We start from the raw sequence: 16,525 nt of genomic DNA, 5'->3' as shown, positions 1-16,525 counted from the left end.
CAGACCCACGCACTATGGGCTGACTAAAACAAAGAAGAGCTTGCCTTGCGTTGATGCGCCGGCAAGCTTTTCTGCTTGTTGGGGATCGGCGGCCACCACTACCAAGCCGTCGGTATCACTTGTCCCCAGCCATTCGCCGGGCTTGCCGCCTTGGGCTGATGTCCATAGAACGGGCACCGGGCCCGCAAGAACCTGGCTTTGCCGGGCCTCGTCATAGGAGCCCGCCGCGGTAAGGACCACTGTAACCAGCTGGCCGGGGGAGAGAAGCTGGATGGATGAGGGATCAGCCATCCTGAGTGGGACCGCTGCCGAGCCCACGGGTGCGCCCGTCAGGAGTCCCGGGCCCAGCAGGCTGGCCTCCGTAGGTATCTGCCCCCTGCGGAGGGGGGAAGCAAGCTGACGGCCAACAAGGGTGCCGATACTATGCACCGATCCGGTAATCGCGAGATCGGGCGGCACTCCAACGCTGGTGAAATCAGATTCTGTGAGGCTGCTACCTGTCGGCAGGTCGCGGGCTGCTACCACGATGCTCACGCGCTGCTCAGACGCAGGAGTGAGTTGCTGGACGGCGATGCCGGCAGCCACGCACAGCAGGAGCGCAACGGCCAAGCGGCGGTTGCGTGAAATCCATGATCCAAATCCGCCCCGCTGACCGACATGACCTCTTGGACGGCGGCTGAACCGCGAGGTGTCTCCGGCTCGGGAACGGGATGGTCGGGCAGGAGAGCGGTTCAGCGGCGGCCAGTCACCGGCGGCTGCTGCTGACCGCTCGGCGCGGGCAATGAGGGCTCTGCGGGAGGAAGATGACATCCCGCCACGTTAGCCAGTCGCACCGGGCCGCAAACAGCGGTCCGGTGCCTTATGTGGAAAACCTTTTAGCTGGCTGCGGCTGCAGTTGCGGGTGCTGCTGCCGGGGCCGCCGGAGCGGCGGGTGAAGCTGGTGCGGCCGAAACCGTGCTGCCCTTGGCATCGCGGGAATCAGTCCGGTAGAACCCGGAGCCCTTGAAAACGACGCCAACGCTGTTGAACTTCTTGCGAAGCGCGCCCTTGCATTCGGGGCACTCCGTCAAGGAGCTGTCAGAAAAGGACTGGACGATGTCAAAGGCATGGTCACAGTCTTTGCAGGCGTATGCGTATGTGGGCACTGAGTTCCTCCTTCAGGACAAAGTTCAGGTCCTGTGCAACACCGGCGGAGAATGTCCGCCTTAGCAGTCGCAGGGCCTGAGTGCTAATTCTATCATTGGTCCCTGTCTGGTGTACCAGCGGATGTGCCGGACCGCACTTGCCGGGACAAGGCTGTCAGCCGGGCTCCGGTCCGTCGTGGAGTTGGACGACACCCGACGGGGTCAGCACCTGGCGTACCGGGCGATCAAATGCCTCGGCGGGAATCGAGCCTGAAGGCAACAAATCGTCGTCGTACACCACTGCGATGGTGGGCGGCCGCTGGCCGGCAGCATCGAGGCCTTGGAGAAGCCGGTCGTAGTAGCCACCGCCTTGGCCAATGCGGTTTCCGTCCCGATCCACGGCTGTGGCGGGCATGAAGATCCCGGCAGCTTTGGCAATCACGGTGCTTTCCAAGCGTTCACCCTCCGGTTCGTCTATGGGCGCATAGGCGGACCTGACAAAGGCCGTGGAAGGCGTCCAATACACCCAACTCAGTAGCCGGCCAGGCTCGCAAACAGGCAGCAGCACTTGATGCCCGGCCTCGTGCAGGGACTCGATGAGGGGGATAGTGGGCGGCTCGAAGGCGACGCCAAGGTACACAGCAAAGGTGGCTGCGCCGCCGGGGGAGAGCTCCGCTGCCCAGGCTGTCCCATGCCGCGCAAGCGACTCGCCAGCAGTTGCTATGTGCTCCGGAGTGAGTGTCCGCCGGTGCAGCCGCCGACTGCTGCGGATGTCTTCCTTGGATGCCATATGTGTCCAATCTGAGGTTCTCCCCGCTCGCTGAAGAGCAGGGGCTGTCCGCTACCAAGACGAAATGTGCGTCCCGCCGCGGCGAGGGGTTTAGCCTATGATGTGTTCCTTCCGTTACATTAGTCCGGTGACTCTAGAAAACAACGCTGTCCGTAAGGCCGTCATCCCCGCAGCGGGCCTTGGCACCCGGTTCCTTCCCGCCACCAAGGCGATGCCGAAGGAAATGCTGCCCGTGGTGGACAAGCCCGCCATCCAGTATGTGGTCGAAGAAGCAGTCAAGGTGGGCCTGCACGACGTCCTGATGATCACGGGGCGCAGCAAGCGCGCGCTGGAAGACCATTTTGACCGCGTGCCCGCTCTGGAAGCCACCTTGGCTGAAAAGGGCGACACCGCCAAGCTTGAGGCCATCCAATCCGCCACCAACCTCGGCGACATTCATTACGTCCGCCAGGGTGACCCGAACGGCCTGGGCCACGCAGTCCTTCGTGCAAAGCAGCATGTTGGCTACGAGCCCTTCGCCGTTCTGCTGGGCGATGACCTGATCGATGCCCGCGAGGACCTGCTAAGCGAAATGATCGCTGTCCAGCAGAAGACCGGCGGTTCCGTGGTTGCCCTTATTGAGGTGGAGCCGTCCAAGATCAGTGCTTATGGTTGCGCTGATGTTGAGGACAATGGCGAGGACGGCTACGTGCGCATCAAGCAGCTCGTCGAGAAGCCTTCTCCGGAAGAGGCCCCGTCCAACCTTGCTGTGATCGGGCGCTACGTCCTGCACCCGGCCGTGTTCGACGTCCTGGAGAAGACTGCACCCGGACGCGGTGGAGAGATCCAGCTGACAGACGCCCTCGAGGTTCTCGCTGCCGGCGAGGGCGAAGGCTATGGCGTCTACGGCGTTGTCTTCCGCGGCCGTCGCTACGATACCGGTGACAAGCTCAGCTACCTCAAGGCCTGCATCGAGCTTGCCTGCGAGCGTGAAGACCTCGGTCCTGAGCTTCGCGAGTGGCTGCCCAACTTCACAGCCGCTCTTCCCAAATAAACAAACTCATGATGTACGGCTCCGCGATCTGGCCGGTGACGCTGGAAAGCGGAGACCTGCTGCTTCGGCCTATCCGTTACCGCGACAAGCGGGAATGGTCCGAAGTCCGTTCGCGGAACAGCGAGTGGCTCGCGCCATGGGAGGCGTCCAACCCGGCACCGGGTGGGCGCCTCCCCAGCTACCGCCAAATGGTGGGTTCCTTGAATGAACAAGCCCGTCAGTCCACCGCCCTGCCATTCCTCATTGTTGAGCGAACCGATGGCTTTGGTGAGCCGAAAATCGTCGGGCAACTGACGGTTTCATCGATCGTTTGGGGGTCGGCCATGATGGCCACCCTCGGATATTGGGTTGATAAGGACCGTGCCGGGCACGGCATCGCTCCCACAGCGGTTGCGATGGCCACAGACCACTGTTTCAGGGTGCTGGGACTGCACCGTATGGAAATCAACATCCGCCCCGAGAACTCAGCGAGTTTGCGGGTGGTGGAGAAGCTTGGATTCCGCGACGAAGGTTACAGGGAGCGCTACCTGCACATCAACGGCGAATGGGCTGACCACCGCTCCTTTGCACTGACCTCCGAGGAAGTTCCAGAGGGACTTCTGTGCCGGTGGCTCAGAGGATAAACGGGCAGGTCATCGGCCTTTTTGCCCGTATCTCCAATCATTTGCGGACTCGCGGGCGACACACCGGCCGCAATGCCGCCGCACCCGAAGATTTGCTTCTACGGTTTTGAATGTGGACTTCCCTCTCAGCAGCTCAGTGATACTCGTGGTCACTGTTGCGCTGTGGATGGTCTGGGTGGCGCCCTATGTTCTGCGGAACAGGCGGCAACAAGTCCAAACGGCCGGTGTTCCAGCAGAGGCTTTTGATGACGAACCAGACGAAACGCAGGCAGGGGTGGTACTGACTTTGGCACCTCAGCAGGAGAAACCGATGGAGACCATGCATAGCGAAGCACCGGCGTCGCCCCAGGAATCCCGCGCGGCCGAGCCCGCCCTCGGGAAGGTACCCACTACTCCATTCACTATCCGCTATGCCCGGCTAACACTGGCCCTGGCAGGTCTTGCCCTGCTGGTGACAGCTGCGGTGTCCGGAGTCCTACGAATTCTTGGGATCGGTTCTGTCTGGTTGCCGCTGGTGTCGCTCATCGGTGCGGTGCTCGCCGTCGTAACGCTGCGGAAGCTGGCCCTGCGGGATCTTCGCGAACGCCGGGCCCGCCGTGCTGCTCAGGCCTCGCCCATCCCGACGCCTGCGCGATACCTGCCGAAGGAACCGGCTGTGGAGTCGAAGGAAACCACGGTTTTCGACGCCGAAGCCACCAGCCGTGAGGCTGCTCGCTTATCCGCGGTGGAACTGCGGCAGGCAGCGCTGGCCGTGGCTATTGCCGCGGGAGACAAATCTGCTCAGAATACGAAGGATTCGAAGGGTGCCTCCTGGCAGCCAGTCGAGGTCCCGAAGCCCACTTACGTGGCTGCTGCCAAAGCACCGCGTCCGGCTCCAGAGCCCTTGGATCTGCCCGAAGCACCAAAGCCTGTGGGCAAGCCTGTCCTGAAGCAGAACGTTGAACAGGCTGAGGTTGCGGCCGCCGTAGTCGCATCCGCCAAGGGCCACAGTGCTCTGAGCAACTTGGACGATGTCCTGCAGCGTCGACGCGCCTAACCACACGTGACAACGCTGTGCGTTGCGGGTGGCACGGGCCAGGTAGGTCATGAGCTTGTCCGGCTCGCCCTTTCAGCGGGGTACCAGGTTTCGGTCCTGAGCCGCAATGTGCCGCCTGCCGGCTCACCGAAGCACCACGACGGCGCCACGTACTTCGCCGGCGACGTGACCTCAGGGGATGGCCTGGCGGCCGCGGTGGCGGGAGCCGACGTCGTCATTGATTGCCTTGAGGGACAGTTCGGTAAAGCCCAAAAGCAGTTCGCCGACGGCGGCGCCAGGCTTCTTGCTGCGGCGCACCTGGCTGGCGTCCGCAAAGCTGTGGCTCTGTCCATTATCAACTGTGATCTCAGCTCCGTTTCCTACTACGCCTCCAAAGCCGCCAAGGAACGGAAGTACGCGGAGTCGCCATTGAAGACCGTGGTGGTCCGGTCAACGCAGTTCCATGGCTTGGTGGCAAGGATTTTCACGGCCGGTGCAAAGGTAAGGCTGATTCCCACCTTCAAAGCCGTCAGACTCCAGTCGATCGCGCCGGCAGATGTTGCAGCGGCGTTGCTTGAGGCAGCGGTGGGTGAATCGCGGGATAACTCGCATGCCGAGCATCTCGTGGTGACAATTGCGGGCCCGGAAACCCTGGCAATGAGGGAGATGGCAGAGTCATGGAAATCGGTGGTGGGCTCGAGGGGCAAGATTATTGAGCTGCCTTTGCCCGGAAGGATGGGTGAATTTCTTCGCGCCGGACACAACGTGAACTCCGAGCAGCCGTATGGCACGGAGACGTTCGTGTCGTGGTTGGAAAAGCGCAGGGAAAGTTTGTAGCCTAAGGAAACCGGTCGGGCAGTTGAGGCTTGGTTCAGGGGCTATAGCTCAGTTGGTAGAGCGCTTCGTTCGCATCGAAGAGGTCAGGAGTTCGAATCTCCTTAGCTCCACAGATTTTCTGGCCTTCGGTGGTCCGCATCGCCGAAGAACGTTCCCATCAATCGCTTTAGGGGCAGTTCAGCGTGCCGCTGAGGGGCTGCCCGGCCCAGAAGTTGGTGGAGTTGGGAACCTTGTAGTAACCACGGATCTGGTATGTCCAGGTGCCGGACAAGTCCCCTATGCTGTGGATTCCGGAGCTGTAGGAACGTCCGGAGCTCTTGCTCATGTCGCCGGTGAACTGCACGACGCCATCCGGGTCGATGACCTTGAGCTCGTGGTAGTTGGCGAACGGAACAGCCGGGAAGCTGCCGACGCTGATTTTGGCTTGGGCGAACCAGAGGAAGGAATCGCAGCTCTTGGTCACGGCCACGGTGTTTGCTGCTGGTGCCGGAATACGTGCGGCAGTAAGTGCCATTGCGCCGGCATCGGTGTCGTTGAATTGCGCGTGCGCGGGTGAAACCTGGGCACCCATCAAGAGGAGTACCGCGGCCAGGATGATGGCCGGTACTTGCCAGATGATGCCCTTGTACTGCATGCGTGTGGTCCTCGTTCCCGTAGCGTGGTGATCTCTCCCTCCAAAAGTGTGCCCGGGCGGTCTCAGGAATGACCTCGGTGAACACTCAAGGTCTGCTCAAGAATGAAAGTACCCCCGATGCCGGTTCAACGAGGCGTGGGCTGCCCGGAAGACGCTGGACCGTGACGCCAAGCAGCGGTCGGCTGTCGGTCGCAGGGCGTTCCTTTCTCGTGTTCGTTCTGCTTTTGTTGGGCGGCCTGACTCAAGGCAGGGTGCGCAACGGCCTCAAGACTTGCTCAGGAAATGGCTATGAGACTGGATCAGGAAAGTGGACCGGGGACCGGCCTGAAGGGCAAACGGGCCGGCCCCCGGGGCCTTGGGTGGAACCTCTGGGGCTCCTGCTGTTGCTGCGTCTGGCTGACAAGAACTACTGTGCAGGGCCCGGATCAAGAACAAATCCTGCTCTTCCTCAGGAAATCATCAAGACTCCCGCATTGCCCGGATGAGCGGCTACGAGCCGGCTTTAGAGCGGTCGCCGGAACTGGGCGAAGACCCGCACAGGTTCCGGTCGGAAGTCCGATCCCTCGGTAAGCCCCAACGATTCGTAGAAGGCTCGCTGCCGCGGTTCGTCGTCCGTGATGAGGACGGTCTGCCGGACGTGCCGGTATCTCTCTTGGATTTGGCCAAAGAGTGCACGACCAACGCCTGCTCCTTGGAAGCTGGGGTTGACGAGAATGTCTTGGACGTAGGCAATGGTGGCGTCGTCGGAGATCGCCCGGGCCAAGCCCAGTAACGCGCCTTCTTCGTCCCTGGCCACCACCACAAAGGACGAACTCCTGATCGCCTGATCGAGCAAGAGTGGGTGGTTGGTGTAGGCGGACCAGCCGACCGATGCATAGAGAGAAAGCAATTCCGTCTGAGATACCGTGCCATCGGTTGAAAGTGTGAATGCAGGCATTCGACCAGCCTTACACGATTGCGGTGCCTGCGCGTGCAAGTAGGCTGTACCTGTGAGTCAACCGTTGGACGAGGGTCCGTTCTTTCACGGCACCAAAGCCCATCTTCGGGAGGGCGATCTCCTGAGGCCAGGCTTCAGGTCGAACTACCGTCCTGAAGTGGTGATGAACCATATTTACTTCACCGCTCTTCGGGACGGTGCGGGGCTGGCTGCCGAGCTGGCGGCCGGCGAAGGGGAACCGCGCGTCTATGCCGTTGAACCCACCGGAGCATTCGAGGACGACCCGAACGTGACCGACAAGAAGTTCCCGGGCAACCCCACCCGATCATTCCGCAGCAGCTCCCCGCTCAAGGTCACTGGTGAAGTGACTGACTGGACTCGCCTGACTCCCCAAGCGCTGGAAGAGTGGCGGGAACGACTGGCGGCAATTGTTGCGGACGAACGCGGCGAAATCATCAACTAACGGCTTTGCGCGAAGCAAGCGCTCAGGGCAGGTAGTGGCCCCTCCAGAAGCAGCAAAAGACGAGTACCAACTACTCGTGTGCCGGCTTGGCGGCTCGTCTTTACTGGACCCAGCGGATCCCCGCAACGGCCAGTGACCCCCCTCGTTGGCCGGGGCTGCCCAAGGATCCGCGGCAGGGGCCGGACGGCATCACCCAGAAGTGCTGTCCGGCCCTGCGCAAAGGGCCCTGCCATTGTCTCAGGGACAAACCGTGTATATCGTTAACTATCGTTCAGTATCGTTGGCGACATACCGAGGTGAGCCTGATGCATAATTCATTCCCCGCAAACGGATTTATGGGAAACAACCTGGACGGCATGTGGCAAGCCGTGGAGGAGTTCCGGTCACGCTTCGAGAAGCGTTCAGGCACCCGGGCTGGGCGGGGCGAGCTGAGGACAGCCATTCTGGCCCTCCTCGCTGAGCGTCCGATGCACGGCTATCAGATCATCCGTGAAATCGAAGAGCGGAGCGGTGGAAGCTGGAAGCCAAGCGCTGGCTCCGTTTATCCGACCCTGCAGTTGCTGGCAGATGAGGGTTTTGTCAGCACTGAGGAATCAAATGGCCGCAAGATCTACTCCCTCACCGAAGCGGGCCGCGAGGACGTTGCAAGTGCCGAAACAGCAGCGCCTTGGGAGTCCGCCGGCAACACTCCCGGCTTCGGCGCACTGCCCAAGGCTGGGGTAGAGCTTGCTCAGGCGGCGGCCCAGGTGGGGCGCACCGGAACGCCAAAACAGGTGCAGGAAGCTGTGACGGTGCTGGAAGACGCACGCCGTCGGCTGTACTCGATCCTCGCCCAGGACTGAAGGGGTGACGTCGGTTCGACGTAACCGGACGGATCCCTTGGCCGGTGAAGCCCGAGCCCGTTATCGCCGAATCCTGCGCTTTGCCGCATGGCATTTACTGGTCACCTGGTGGTTCGAGTTGTTTCTGCCTCGAGTCGGGCTGCGCCGACTGACTGAGCGCAACCGGGCTCAAAGGATGCGGCGCTTCGCGCAACGCTTCCATGGCCTTGCGGTGGAGCTTGGCGGCCTGATGATCAAGGTGGGCCAGTTCATGTCGTCCAGGCTCGATGTACTCCCGCCGGAGATCACTGCCGAGCTGGAGGGCCTTCAGGACGAAGTCCCGCCGGTCCCGTTCCCGGCCATTCGCGCGCTTGCTGAAGCCGAGCTGGGTGCGCCTTTGGAAGCAGTGTTCGCTTCGATCGAGGAGACGCCGATCGCAGCCGCGTCACTCGGGCAGGCCCACCGGGCGAAATTGCTCCCCGGCAACGCCGAAGACACTGGCCTCAGCAGCGTGGTCTTCAAAGTGCAGAGACCGGGCATCGATACCATCGTGGACGTAGATCTCGCTGCCCTGAGGAGAGTGGGTGGCTGGCTTAGCCGCATACGTATCGTCTCAAACCGTGCTGATGTGCCAGCCTTGATCAAAGAGTTCGCCCAGACCAGTCTGGAGGAAATCGACTACCTGAATGAGGCGGCAAATTCAGAGCGTTTTGCTGCTGACTTCGTCGACGACGCCCGGGTAACCGTGCCGGGGGTGGTGTGGGAACGGACCACGCGCCGCGTGCTCACTTTGGAAGATGTCACAGCCATCAAGATCACTGATGCGGAGTCCCTGCGAATGGCGGGGATCGACCCTGCCTCGGTTGCCCCTGTTTTCGCTTCCGTGATGTTTGACCAGTTGTTCACCAACGGCTTCTTCCATGCCGATCCGCACCCTGGCAATATCTTTGTCACACCCAATGCCGGATCAGCGGAACATCCATGGAAGCTGACGTTCATCGATTTCGGGATGATGGGCGAGGTCCCTGCGAAGACCAGGAGCGGACTGCGTAAACTCCTGATCGCGGCTGCCTCGCGGGATGGAAAGGGCCTCGTCGCCGCCATCAGCGACGTCGGCGTCTTGATGCCCTCGGCTGATACTGCCGAGTTGGAGCGGGCAATGACGCAGCTGTTCGCGCGTTTTGGCGGGATGGGTTTCGCTGAACTTCGCGATGTGGATCCGCGGGAATTCCGTGATTTTGGTGCGGAGTTCGGCAACGTGATCAGATCGCTTCCGTTTCAGTTGCCGGAAAATTTCCTGCTCATCATCCGCGCAATGTCGCTCACGTCGGGGGTATGCAGTTCGCTGGACGCCCGTTTCAATCTTTGGGATTCCGTGGAACCGTATGCGGCACAATTGCTGCGGGATGAGCGCAGCAATCTCGTCAATGACGTCGCTGCACAGGCGTTCGACGCCGCTGCGGTCGCCTTGCGCCTGCCGAAAAGGCTCGACGGGCTGGTCACCAAGCTTGAGGACGGCTCACTGCAGGTATCCAACCGGCGGCTGGAACAACAAATGGCCCGCATTATGGTCTTGCTAAAGCGAGCAGTGGGTGCGCTGATCTTCGGAGCAATGCTGGTGGCCGGATCCGTGATGAGGGCCGACGACCTAGTGCTCGGCAATGTGCTGATGATCGGGTCGGTGGTTCCGCTGCTCTACGGGTTGTGGCCGGGCCGGGGTCATCTCTAAGCCAGCCGTCGTCGTCGTAGAATTGCCCTGTGACTGAGACCCCCACCCCACGTCCCGAGGCCTCCGGCAACATGTCCGGCCCCATCCTGGTGGGGGTGATGCCCGGGCAACATGCCATCGTTGTGGAGCGGGCAGCACAGGTTGCCGCCGGCGCGGGTGTTCCACTGGTCTGCGCCTATGCGGATGTCACGGTGTACCCCGTGGACGGAACAGCGGGCGGTCCGGCCGCCCCGATTGATCCGGATGGGGTTGCCGGAGCCCAAGGCATTCCGGAATCACTGAAGGCGACCATTGCCCACCAGCTGGATGGCCTGGACGTCGAGTGGTCCATCGTGCCGCTCGCGGGGGAGCCCGCGCGTGCTCTGGCACGCGAGGCCGGGGATATCGGCGCCTCCATGATCGTGGTGGGTACACGGGAGCATAAACTGACGGCCGCCCTCAAAGAGCTGACGGCCGGTTCGGTGGCCCGGCATCTGTTCCATCGTCAAGACCTGCCAGTGCTCGTTGTCCCCGTGAACCCCAGGGTCCCGGACGACGATGACGACGACTGAGGCAACAAAAGCACTCCACCGTCAGTGGGGCTTCATCGGCATAGTTGCAGCGGGCGGGGTGTTCGGAGCGCTCGCCCGGTACGGCTTGGGACTGGTGATACCGGCGCCAAATGCTTGGCCGCTTCCCACCCTGGTCATTAATCTCTCCGGCGCGTTGGCACTGGGCGCCCTTCTGGAAGGACTTTCCCGCAGAGGGTCCGACGTCGGTAATCGTCGGGTTTTGCGGCTCGCCTTGGGTACGGGGTTCCTGGGGGCATACACCACCTACAGCACCCTCGCTTTGGACGCAGTTCACTTGTTTACGGTGGGTGAGGCACCTGGAGCTGTCGGATACTTGGCTGTGAGCCTGCTCGGTGGAGCCGCGGCCACGACTGCGGGCATCTGGTTGGGTGCCTGGCACCATCGGCGTGCAACCGGACGCCAACAATGACGGTGGTACTCCTTGCGCTCGCGGGCGGAATCGGAGCAGCTGTCAGGTTCATGGTTGACGGTTTCATTAGGCAGCGCTTCAAGACGGCCCTCCCGTGGGGAACCATCCTGATCAATGTCTCAGGTTCCTTGGCGCTCGGGTTCCTTGCCGGACTGCTGATGCGGGGCCAAGCACCTGAGTCGCTGTTCTTAATCGTGGGAACAGGCTTCCTCGGTGGATACACCACGTTCAGTACGGCAAGCCTGGAGACCATCCGGCTGATTCAAAGTGGCAGGACGGGCCTGGCGCTCATTAACGGCTTGGGATCCATGGCGGCAAGCGTTCTTGCTGCAGCGGCAGGAGTGGGGTTCGGCCTGTTGCTCGCTTGAGCGGTTTATGGCTCCAGCAGTGGCGAAGCTCACCCACAAAAGTGTCATGGCCCGGCTGTAGGATCGAGCCATGGCTAAGAAGACTTTCAATGAGCTGTTGTCCGCCCAGGTCGCCAATGAGTTTGCGGCCTCCCAGCAATACATCGCAGTAGCTGTGTATTTTGATGGCGAAGACTTGCCGCAGCTGGCCCGTCACTTCTATCGCCAGTCCCTCGAAGAGCGCAATCACGCCATGATGATGGTCCAATACATGCTGGACCGCAACGTGCACGTGGAGATCCCGGGTATCGCCCCGGTGCGCAACAACTTCAGCAACGCCAAGGAGCCCATCGCCCTCGCCTTGGAGCAGGAAAGGGAAGTTACCCGGAGCATTGAGGAGATGTTCCGCGTTGCCCGTGCAGAGGGCGATGCTTTGGGTGAGCAGTTCATGCTGTGGTTCCTGAAGGAACAGGTCGAGGAAGTTGCCTCAATGACCACGTTGCTGAACATCACGGAACGTGCCGAGAACCTCTTCGACATCGAGAACTACGTCGCGCGCGAAACCGTAGGCGACGGCGGACACGACACCAGCGCGCCATCGGCCGCCGGCGGGGTCATCTAGGTAACTGCCTCGGTTAAGTGCCTCAAGGGGCCGCTGGATGCTTAGCTTCCGGCGGCCTCTTCGCTGTCCGTGTCCTTGTCCGGATGGGAGCGGCTCAATAAGGACAATCGGCTGGCGATGCGCGCAAGGTCTACCGGCAGGGCAGTGCCGCTAGGCTCAACGTCCCAGTCGAGAGGCCCAGCGCCCACCAGGAACAGCGTGATGTCCTGGTCGTAAAGGACATCCACCACGTTGCTGAACCGCTGCCAAGCAGGCGCGGACGCAGCATCATCGGCCGGCGAGGGAACGTCGTCGATGACCCATGTCCTGAATGTTTCAGCCAAGGCGAGAAAGTCCGACGTCGAGGTCAACCCACCGCACAGTTCCTCAAATCCAACCCACAGGAGATCCGGATCGGAGTTCTTGACCACGATCGGTTGGGTGGTGGGGGTCAAAACGCGGCTTTGCGGGGGCGTTGGCTGGAACAAGCCCAAGCGCCCCAGCTGTCGGGGTGTGCCGGGGGAAATAATGCGGCCTGAGCGGAACGCACCACTATCGGCAGCGGGGTCGGTTCCAGCAACCGGATAGCGACGAAAATCCGAGGCGCCACTGATTTCCACGGTATCCATCATCTCCTTGATCGCCTCGATGGTGGGCAGGAAATGGTCATGCCATAGGGGATTGGGCAGTAAGTCGTCCGGTGCGTAGTTGGATGTCACCACAAGGGGAATCCGACGCTGCGCCGCGGCCCGGAGCAAACGGGAAATGAACATGCCGTCGCCGATGTCGTGGACGTGGAACTCGTCAAAGAACAGAACCTCAACGTCGTCCAGCAGCGCGTCCACTGACTGCTGGATTGCTGGTCCATTGCCGGACTCCACAGCATGCGCGCCGCTATGGAGCTTTCTAAAGAAATCGTGGAAGTGGACACGCCGCTTCCGCGCCTCAAGCCGTCCGTAGAAGCTGTCCATCAGCCAAGTTTTACCGCGGCCGACGGGTCCGTGGAGGTATAGGCTTCGAGGTGGCTTCCGGGGAAGCGCCCGACGGCGGCGGGTTACTTGGGCGCCAAAGGCTGCCAGTCGCTCGGCTGCTTGCCGCTGGCTGGACTCGAGCTCAAAACCCGACCGCGCGGCGTCGTGCGCCATGCCCTCAACCAAAGTCCTCATGACGTCCCGCGGAGTGCGCGGATCAGGCCTCAGCGGCGGCGTCACAACCAGCCTTTGCGTTTGAAGATGACATACATGAGCAATGCGGCGCCGAACATGAGCCCAACAGCCAGTGGATAGCCAAAGTCCCAATGCAGCTCAGGCATATGGTCGAAGTTCATTCCGTAGACGCCTGCCACGAAGGATGGAGCGAAGAGGATGGCAGCCCACGAGGAGATCTTCTTGACCTGCTCGTTTTGGGCAGCACTGGCCTCGTTCTGGCGGTTGGCGGTCAGCGTGCCGTCAAGGGTGAGGGCGTTTTGGAGGAGATCCCGGAACGAGTTTGCCCTGGAGATCACGCGTTGGACGTGGTCCTCGACGTCCCGGAGGGAGCGCTGCAGCTCGATGTCCACGCCGTACTTTTCGAAGCCCTTCTCCAGGAGCACCATCATGTCCGGCAGGGGATGAATGGCACGCTGGAACTGGATGACTTCGCGGGCGAGCTCATAGATACGGCGAGATACGGCGCTGTCGCCGCTGAAGAGCTGGTCCTCAATCTCGTCAATGTCGTTTTCAAGACCTGCAACCACAGGGGCGTAGTCGTCCACTACTTGGTCCAGGAGGGCGTACAGCACCGCCTCCGGGCCGTGGCGGAGGAGATCCGGGCGTTCCTCCAGCCGCTTGCGCACCCGGGCCACGCCACCGGTTTCGGCATGCCGGATGGTCACCACAAAGTTCGGTCCCGTGAAGACATGGAGCTCGCCGAACTCCACAGTTTCGGTTTCGTCCAGATACCGCGCCGGACGGAGGACCGTAAACAGGTTGTGGTCGTAGCGCTCCAGCTTGGGTCGCTGGTGCGCGGAGACGGCATCTTCCACGGCGAGTTCGTGAAGCCCGAACTCTTCGGCGACGGCGGCCATTTCGTCTTTGGTGGGACGGTAGAGGCCAATCCAAGCCATGCCGCCGTGTTCCGCGAGTGTCTCAAATGTCTGTTCGAGGCTTTGCGGGGTGGCAGTGCGTACGCCGTCTACATATACGGCGTTGTCGATAATGGTCACTGGTTGAACGCTACTGCATGGCCCCGATGATGGCGCCCGCGACGGTCATTGCCACGATGTCGTGGCCGGAGTCGATGAGGGTCACTGCCCATGGGCGCCCGGCGAAGCCGTTATGAATGACATGGCCGCCGGCGCGGAATACCAAGGCAAGGATCAGCGCGAAGAAACCGCCGGCAAGGAAAGTGTTGAGGTCCAGGGCGCTGATGAGGACAGCGAGGAGAATGCTGGTCACGGCAGCTGCCACCATCATGGGAACCCAGATGCCTGCGCCGCCTTCAATGTTCTTGAGGTCGTCTTCGGTTTTGCCGATTGCCTGCATCCACTTCCGCCCCAGTACAGCCGGCATGTACCAGACGAAGCCGATCACCATGCTTGAAACGAAGGCCAGAAGTACGGCGAGCCAGTTGATCTGGGAGATGTGTGAGAGCCAATCCATGCATAAAAGCCTAGTGCGTTCAGGTCTCTGGGCTCGCGCTCCGGCCTTCTTGCCTGGACCGTGTTGGTGTTGCAGCCATTCTCCCGATGAGGGGCTCAGTGCGGTACGGGATATGGGTGTGCAGGGCCAACACTGTTTCGGTCCTGATGACTCCCTTAGTACGGAGTACTGACCGCAAAGCTGACTGGAGGTTGTGTGTATCCGTTGCCACCACGCGGCACCACAGATCGCCGCGGCCGGAGATTTCATGGACCTCCAACACTTGGGGGATCAGGCGCAAGGCGCCGATGACGCCGTCGAGTTCCCGGTGGTTGACTTCAATCGTGACGAAAGCGACGACGTCGTAGCCCACCTTTTCGAGGTCCACTTCCCGCCCAGCGGCTTGCAGCACGCCTGAACGGAGAAGGCGCTTGACCCTGCTTTGGGCTGTATTGCGTGCTATGCCCAGTTCGTCGCTTAACTCCGCGATCTGGATGCGGGGGTCTTTGATCAGTTCCAAGAGGATCTTCAGGTCCAGGGGGTCAAGGGTGTTCAAATGGTCACTCCAGCTCACTTGGCTCGTACTAGTTTGAGTATTCTGCTCAATTCTTGCATTCTGATAGTCCTCAAAGATCAGTGCTACTGCATTCTATTGCCATCACTACATAGCTGGGCTGCAATTCTCACAAGGAAACAAACAGTCCGGCCACCGAGTCCGAAGGCATGGAAAATGACTGTCTTGAGCGAACTCCGCATGCGTCCGGTTACCGCCGGGCGCTGGGGATGGGATGCCTCCACCACTGCCAGGTTGGTCCTGGCCGGGGTTGTAATCTTTACGTTGCTGGTCGGCGCCAACCTGGCCACGCCTTTGTACCCCTTGCTGCAAGCCAGGATCGGCATGTCTTCGCTCGGCGTGACGGTTGCGTTCTCCAGCTACGTCCTCGCACTCGTAGCGGTTCTCATGGTGGCGGGCCATTGGTCGGACCACATCGGGCGGAGGGCAGCGCTGGTGCTCGCTGTCCTCGTCGGTTTGGCGGGAGGCGTCATCTTCGCGAACGCGGACACTCTCATCACCTTGTCCCTGGGCCGGGCGCTGCAAGGCGTAGCGGTTGGCCTAGCCACGGGAGCCAGTTCGGCTGCACTGCGCGAATTACTGCCCCAGCGGCCCGACTGGGCGTCCCGCTTTACGTTGCTTTCTTCTGCCGGCGGCGTGGCCGCGGGCCCTGCAATCGGTGGTCTCTTGTCGCTCCTGCCGGACCCGACGCGCACTCCGTACTATGTGCACTCCGCGGTATTGGTAGCTGCCCTCATTCCCTTGTGGCTGCTGAAAGCCAGGCCAGCCATCGCGCCGGCGGAAGGACCGAAGCCACTGAAGGTCCTTGCCCCCCGGAAACCGTCCATATCGCATGATGCGCGCGGAGCATTCTGGATGGCTTCGGCTACCGGGTTCCTGAGTTTCGCGGTCTTCGGCTTCTGCCTGTCCTTGGCGCCCGGGTATTTCGCCAGCGTTGTCCACGCCGATTCCAGGCCGCTGATCGGACTTCTTGCCGGCGTCACTTTGGGCGCGTCAGCCCTGAGCCAACTGCTGGGTGCACGCGGGCGTTTCGTTGTCCCCGTGGCGCTTGCCGTACTGGGGGTCTCGGTTGTTTTGGTGGGAGCCGCCGCAGCATGGTCCAGCCCCTGGTTGCTGGTGGCAGCAAGCATCACCGCCGGAGTGGGACAAGGGATTGCTTTTCGACAGGTATTCAACGAAGTGGCCGGGAAAGTGGAAGCAGCCCGCCACGCCCAGGTCATCAGCACCGTCTACGTCATCACTTATCTGGGGAGTGCTGTTCCGGTGATTGGGCTGGGGCTGGCTGTCTCGGCGCTCGGCCTGCAGCCCGCCGTCGTGGGTTTCACTGCTTTGTGCGGCCTGGCCGCCTTGTCGCTTGCGACGGTGTCCCTTCGAAGCGCCTTGCGTCCCTGAGCTGCT

Annotated in this window: 21 protein-coding genes and 1 tRNA gene; 13 read left to right on the top strand and 9 right to left on the bottom strand. The window is 61.6% G+C overall.

All coding sequences use genetic code 11. The annotated features are described in order from the left end of the window. Positions 1-12 precede the first annotated feature (12 nt). The 3 genes from cpaB to KCX59_RS15485 form a co-directional block, all read right to left on the bottom strand. Complete coding sequence (gene cpaB, locus KCX59_RS15495) at positions 13-810, bottom strand: Flp pilus assembly protein CpaB (RefSeq protein ID WP_179019772.1); 798 nt, start codon at positions 808-810, stop codon at positions 13-15. Between the two features lie 65 nt (positions 811-875). After that, the gene (locus KCX59_RS15490; RefSeq protein WP_179019774.1) at positions 876-1,145 is read right to left on the bottom strand and encodes an FmdB family zinc ribbon protein; all 270 of its coding nucleotides are present in this window, start codon (positions 1,143-1,145) and stop codon (positions 876-878) included. A 154-nt stretch (positions 1,146-1,299) separates the two neighbouring features. Then, positions 1,300-1,914, bottom strand: coding sequence for a 5-formyltetrahydrofolate cyclo-ligase (locus tag KCX59_RS15485; RefSeq protein ID WP_091468872.1), 615 nt, complete (start codon positions 1,912-1,914; stop codon positions 1,300-1,302). 97 nt (positions 1,915-2,011) lie between these two features. Here KCX59_RS15485 and galU point away from each other — a divergent pair, with 97 nt between their 5' ends. The 5 genes from galU to KCX59_RS15460 all read left to right on the top strand — a co-directional run bounded on the left by galU (position 2,012) and on the right by KCX59_RS15460 (position 5,532). Further along, positions 2,012-2,947: a UTP--glucose-1-phosphate uridylyltransferase GalU gene (gene galU / locus KCX59_RS15480; RefSeq protein WP_178997109.1), complete on the top strand. Its 936-nt coding sequence runs from the start codon at positions 2,012-2,014 to the stop codon at positions 2,945-2,947. 11 nt (positions 2,948-2,958) lie between these two features. Continuing rightward, positions 2,959-3,570, top strand: coding sequence for a GNAT family N-acetyltransferase (locus KCX59_RS15475; protein ID WP_179019886.1), 612 nt, complete (start codon positions 2,959-2,961; stop codon positions 3,568-3,570). A 145-nt stretch (positions 3,571-3,715) separates the two neighbouring features. Continuing rightward, positions 3,716-4,606: a hypothetical protein gene (locus tag KCX59_RS15470; protein ID WP_091468869.1), complete on the top strand. Its 891-nt coding sequence runs from the start codon at positions 3,716-3,718 to the stop codon at positions 4,604-4,606. A 6-nt stretch (positions 4,607-4,612) separates the two neighbouring features. Next, positions 4,613-5,422 carry an SDR family oxidoreductase gene (locus KCX59_RS15465; RefSeq protein WP_179019776.1) on the top strand — a complete coding sequence of 270 codons (810 nt, stop codon included), beginning with the start codon at positions 4,613-4,615 and terminating at the stop codon, positions 5,420-5,422. Between the two features lie 37 nt (positions 5,423-5,459). Beyond that, positions 5,460-5,532: transfer RNA gene (locus KCX59_RS15460), tRNA-Ala, on the top strand. Positions 5,533-5,588: 56 nt separating this feature from the next. Here KCX59_RS15460 and KCX59_RS15455 read toward each other — a convergent pair. Both KCX59_RS15455 and KCX59_RS15450 read right to left on the bottom strand, forming a co-directional pair. Beyond that, positions 5,589-6,056, bottom strand: coding sequence for a hypothetical protein (locus KCX59_RS15455; RefSeq protein WP_179019778.1), 468 nt, complete (start codon positions 6,054-6,056; stop codon positions 5,589-5,591). A gap of 502 nt (positions 6,057-6,558) precedes the next feature. Further along, complete coding sequence (locus tag KCX59_RS15450; RefSeq protein WP_179019780.1) at positions 6,559-6,993, bottom strand: GNAT family N-acetyltransferase; 435 nt, start codon at positions 6,991-6,993, stop codon at positions 6,559-6,561. A gap of 52 nt (positions 6,994-7,045) precedes the next feature. Here KCX59_RS15450 and arr point away from each other — a divergent pair, with 52 nt between their 5' ends. From arr to KCX59_RS15415, 7 genes are all read left to right on the top strand, one after another. Then, complete coding sequence (arr, locus tag KCX59_RS15445) at positions 7,046-7,456, top strand: NAD(+)--rifampin ADP-ribosyltransferase (RefSeq protein ID WP_179019781.1); 411 nt, start codon at positions 7,046-7,048, stop codon at positions 7,454-7,456. Between the two features lie 305 nt (positions 7,457-7,761). Beyond that, positions 7,762-8,298, top strand: coding sequence for a PadR family transcriptional regulator (locus KCX59_RS15440; protein WP_091468858.1), 537 nt, complete (start codon positions 7,762-7,764; stop codon positions 8,296-8,298). 4 nt (positions 8,299-8,302) lie between these two features. Then, on the top strand, positions 8,303-10,006 hold the full coding sequence (locus KCX59_RS15435; protein WP_179019782.1) for an ABC1 kinase family protein: 1,704 nt from the start codon (positions 8,303-8,305) through the stop codon (positions 10,004-10,006). A 29-nt stretch (positions 10,007-10,035) separates the two neighbouring features. Further along, entirely contained in the window at positions 10,036-10,557 is a 522-nt protein-coding gene (locus KCX59_RS15430) for a universal stress protein (RefSeq protein WP_179019783.1), read from the top strand. Next, a complete protein-coding gene (locus tag KCX59_RS15425) occupies positions 10,544-10,987 on the top strand; it encodes a fluoride efflux transporter FluC (protein WP_091468850.1) in 444 nt (147 codons plus the stop codon). Before KCX59_RS15430 ends, KCX59_RS15425 begins: the two co-directional genes overlap by 14 nt. Continuing rightward, complete coding sequence (gene crcB, locus KCX59_RS15420; RefSeq protein WP_178997093.1) at positions 10,984-11,355, top strand: fluoride efflux transporter CrcB; 372 nt, start codon at positions 10,984-10,986, stop codon at positions 11,353-11,355. The genes KCX59_RS15425 and crcB overlap by 4 nt, the downstream gene beginning before the upstream one ends. Positions 11,356-11,425: 70 nt before the next feature. Further along, complete coding sequence (locus KCX59_RS15415; RefSeq protein ID WP_179019784.1) at positions 11,426-11,956, top strand: ferritin; 531 nt, start codon at positions 11,426-11,428, stop codon at positions 11,954-11,956. Positions 11,957-11,997: 41 nt separating this feature from the next. Here KCX59_RS15415 and zapE read toward each other — a convergent pair whose 3' ends face one another. Genes zapE through KCX59_RS15395 form a run of 4 tightly spaced genes read right to left on the bottom strand, consistent with a single transcriptional unit; the run spans position 11,998 to position 15,109 of the window. Beyond that, the gene (gene zapE / locus KCX59_RS15410; protein ID WP_370629254.1) at positions 11,998-13,146 is read right to left on the bottom strand and encodes a cell division protein ZapE; all 1,149 of its coding nucleotides are present in this window, start codon (positions 13,144-13,146) and stop codon (positions 11,998-12,000) included. Beyond that, positions 13,143-14,138: a magnesium/cobalt transporter CorA gene (gene corA / locus KCX59_RS15405; protein ID WP_178997089.1), complete on the bottom strand. Its 996-nt coding sequence runs from the start codon at positions 14,136-14,138 to the stop codon at positions 13,143-13,145. Before corA ends, zapE begins: the two co-directional genes overlap by 4 nt. A 10-nt stretch (positions 14,139-14,148) precedes the next feature. Beyond that, positions 14,149-14,574, bottom strand: coding sequence for a DUF1761 domain-containing protein (locus KCX59_RS15400; RefSeq protein ID WP_178997087.1), 426 nt, complete (start codon positions 14,572-14,574; stop codon positions 14,149-14,151). Between the two features lie 19 nt (positions 14,575-14,593). Beyond that, a complete protein-coding gene (locus tag KCX59_RS15395) occupies positions 14,594-15,109 on the bottom strand; it encodes an Lrp/AsnC family transcriptional regulator (RefSeq protein WP_179019785.1) in 516 nt (171 codons plus the stop codon). A gap of 174 nt (positions 15,110-15,283) precedes the next feature. On the opposite strand from KCX59_RS15395, the gene KCX59_RS15390 reads away from it, so the two are divergent. Beyond that, a complete protein-coding gene (locus KCX59_RS15390; protein ID WP_178997085.1) occupies positions 15,284-16,519 on the top strand; it encodes an MFS transporter in 1,236 nt (411 codons plus the stop codon). Positions 16,520-16,525 lie beyond the last annotated feature (6 nt).

It is taken from the genome of Paenarthrobacter nitroguajacolicus, from assembly GCF_051027655.1.
Taxonomy (GTDB): Bacteria; Actinomycetota; Actinomycetes; order Actinomycetales; family Micrococcaceae; genus Arthrobacter; species Arthrobacter nitroguajacolicus.
The sequence above is the reverse complement of the archived record's forward strand: the minus strand, read 5'-3'. Positions and strand labels throughout refer to the sequence as shown.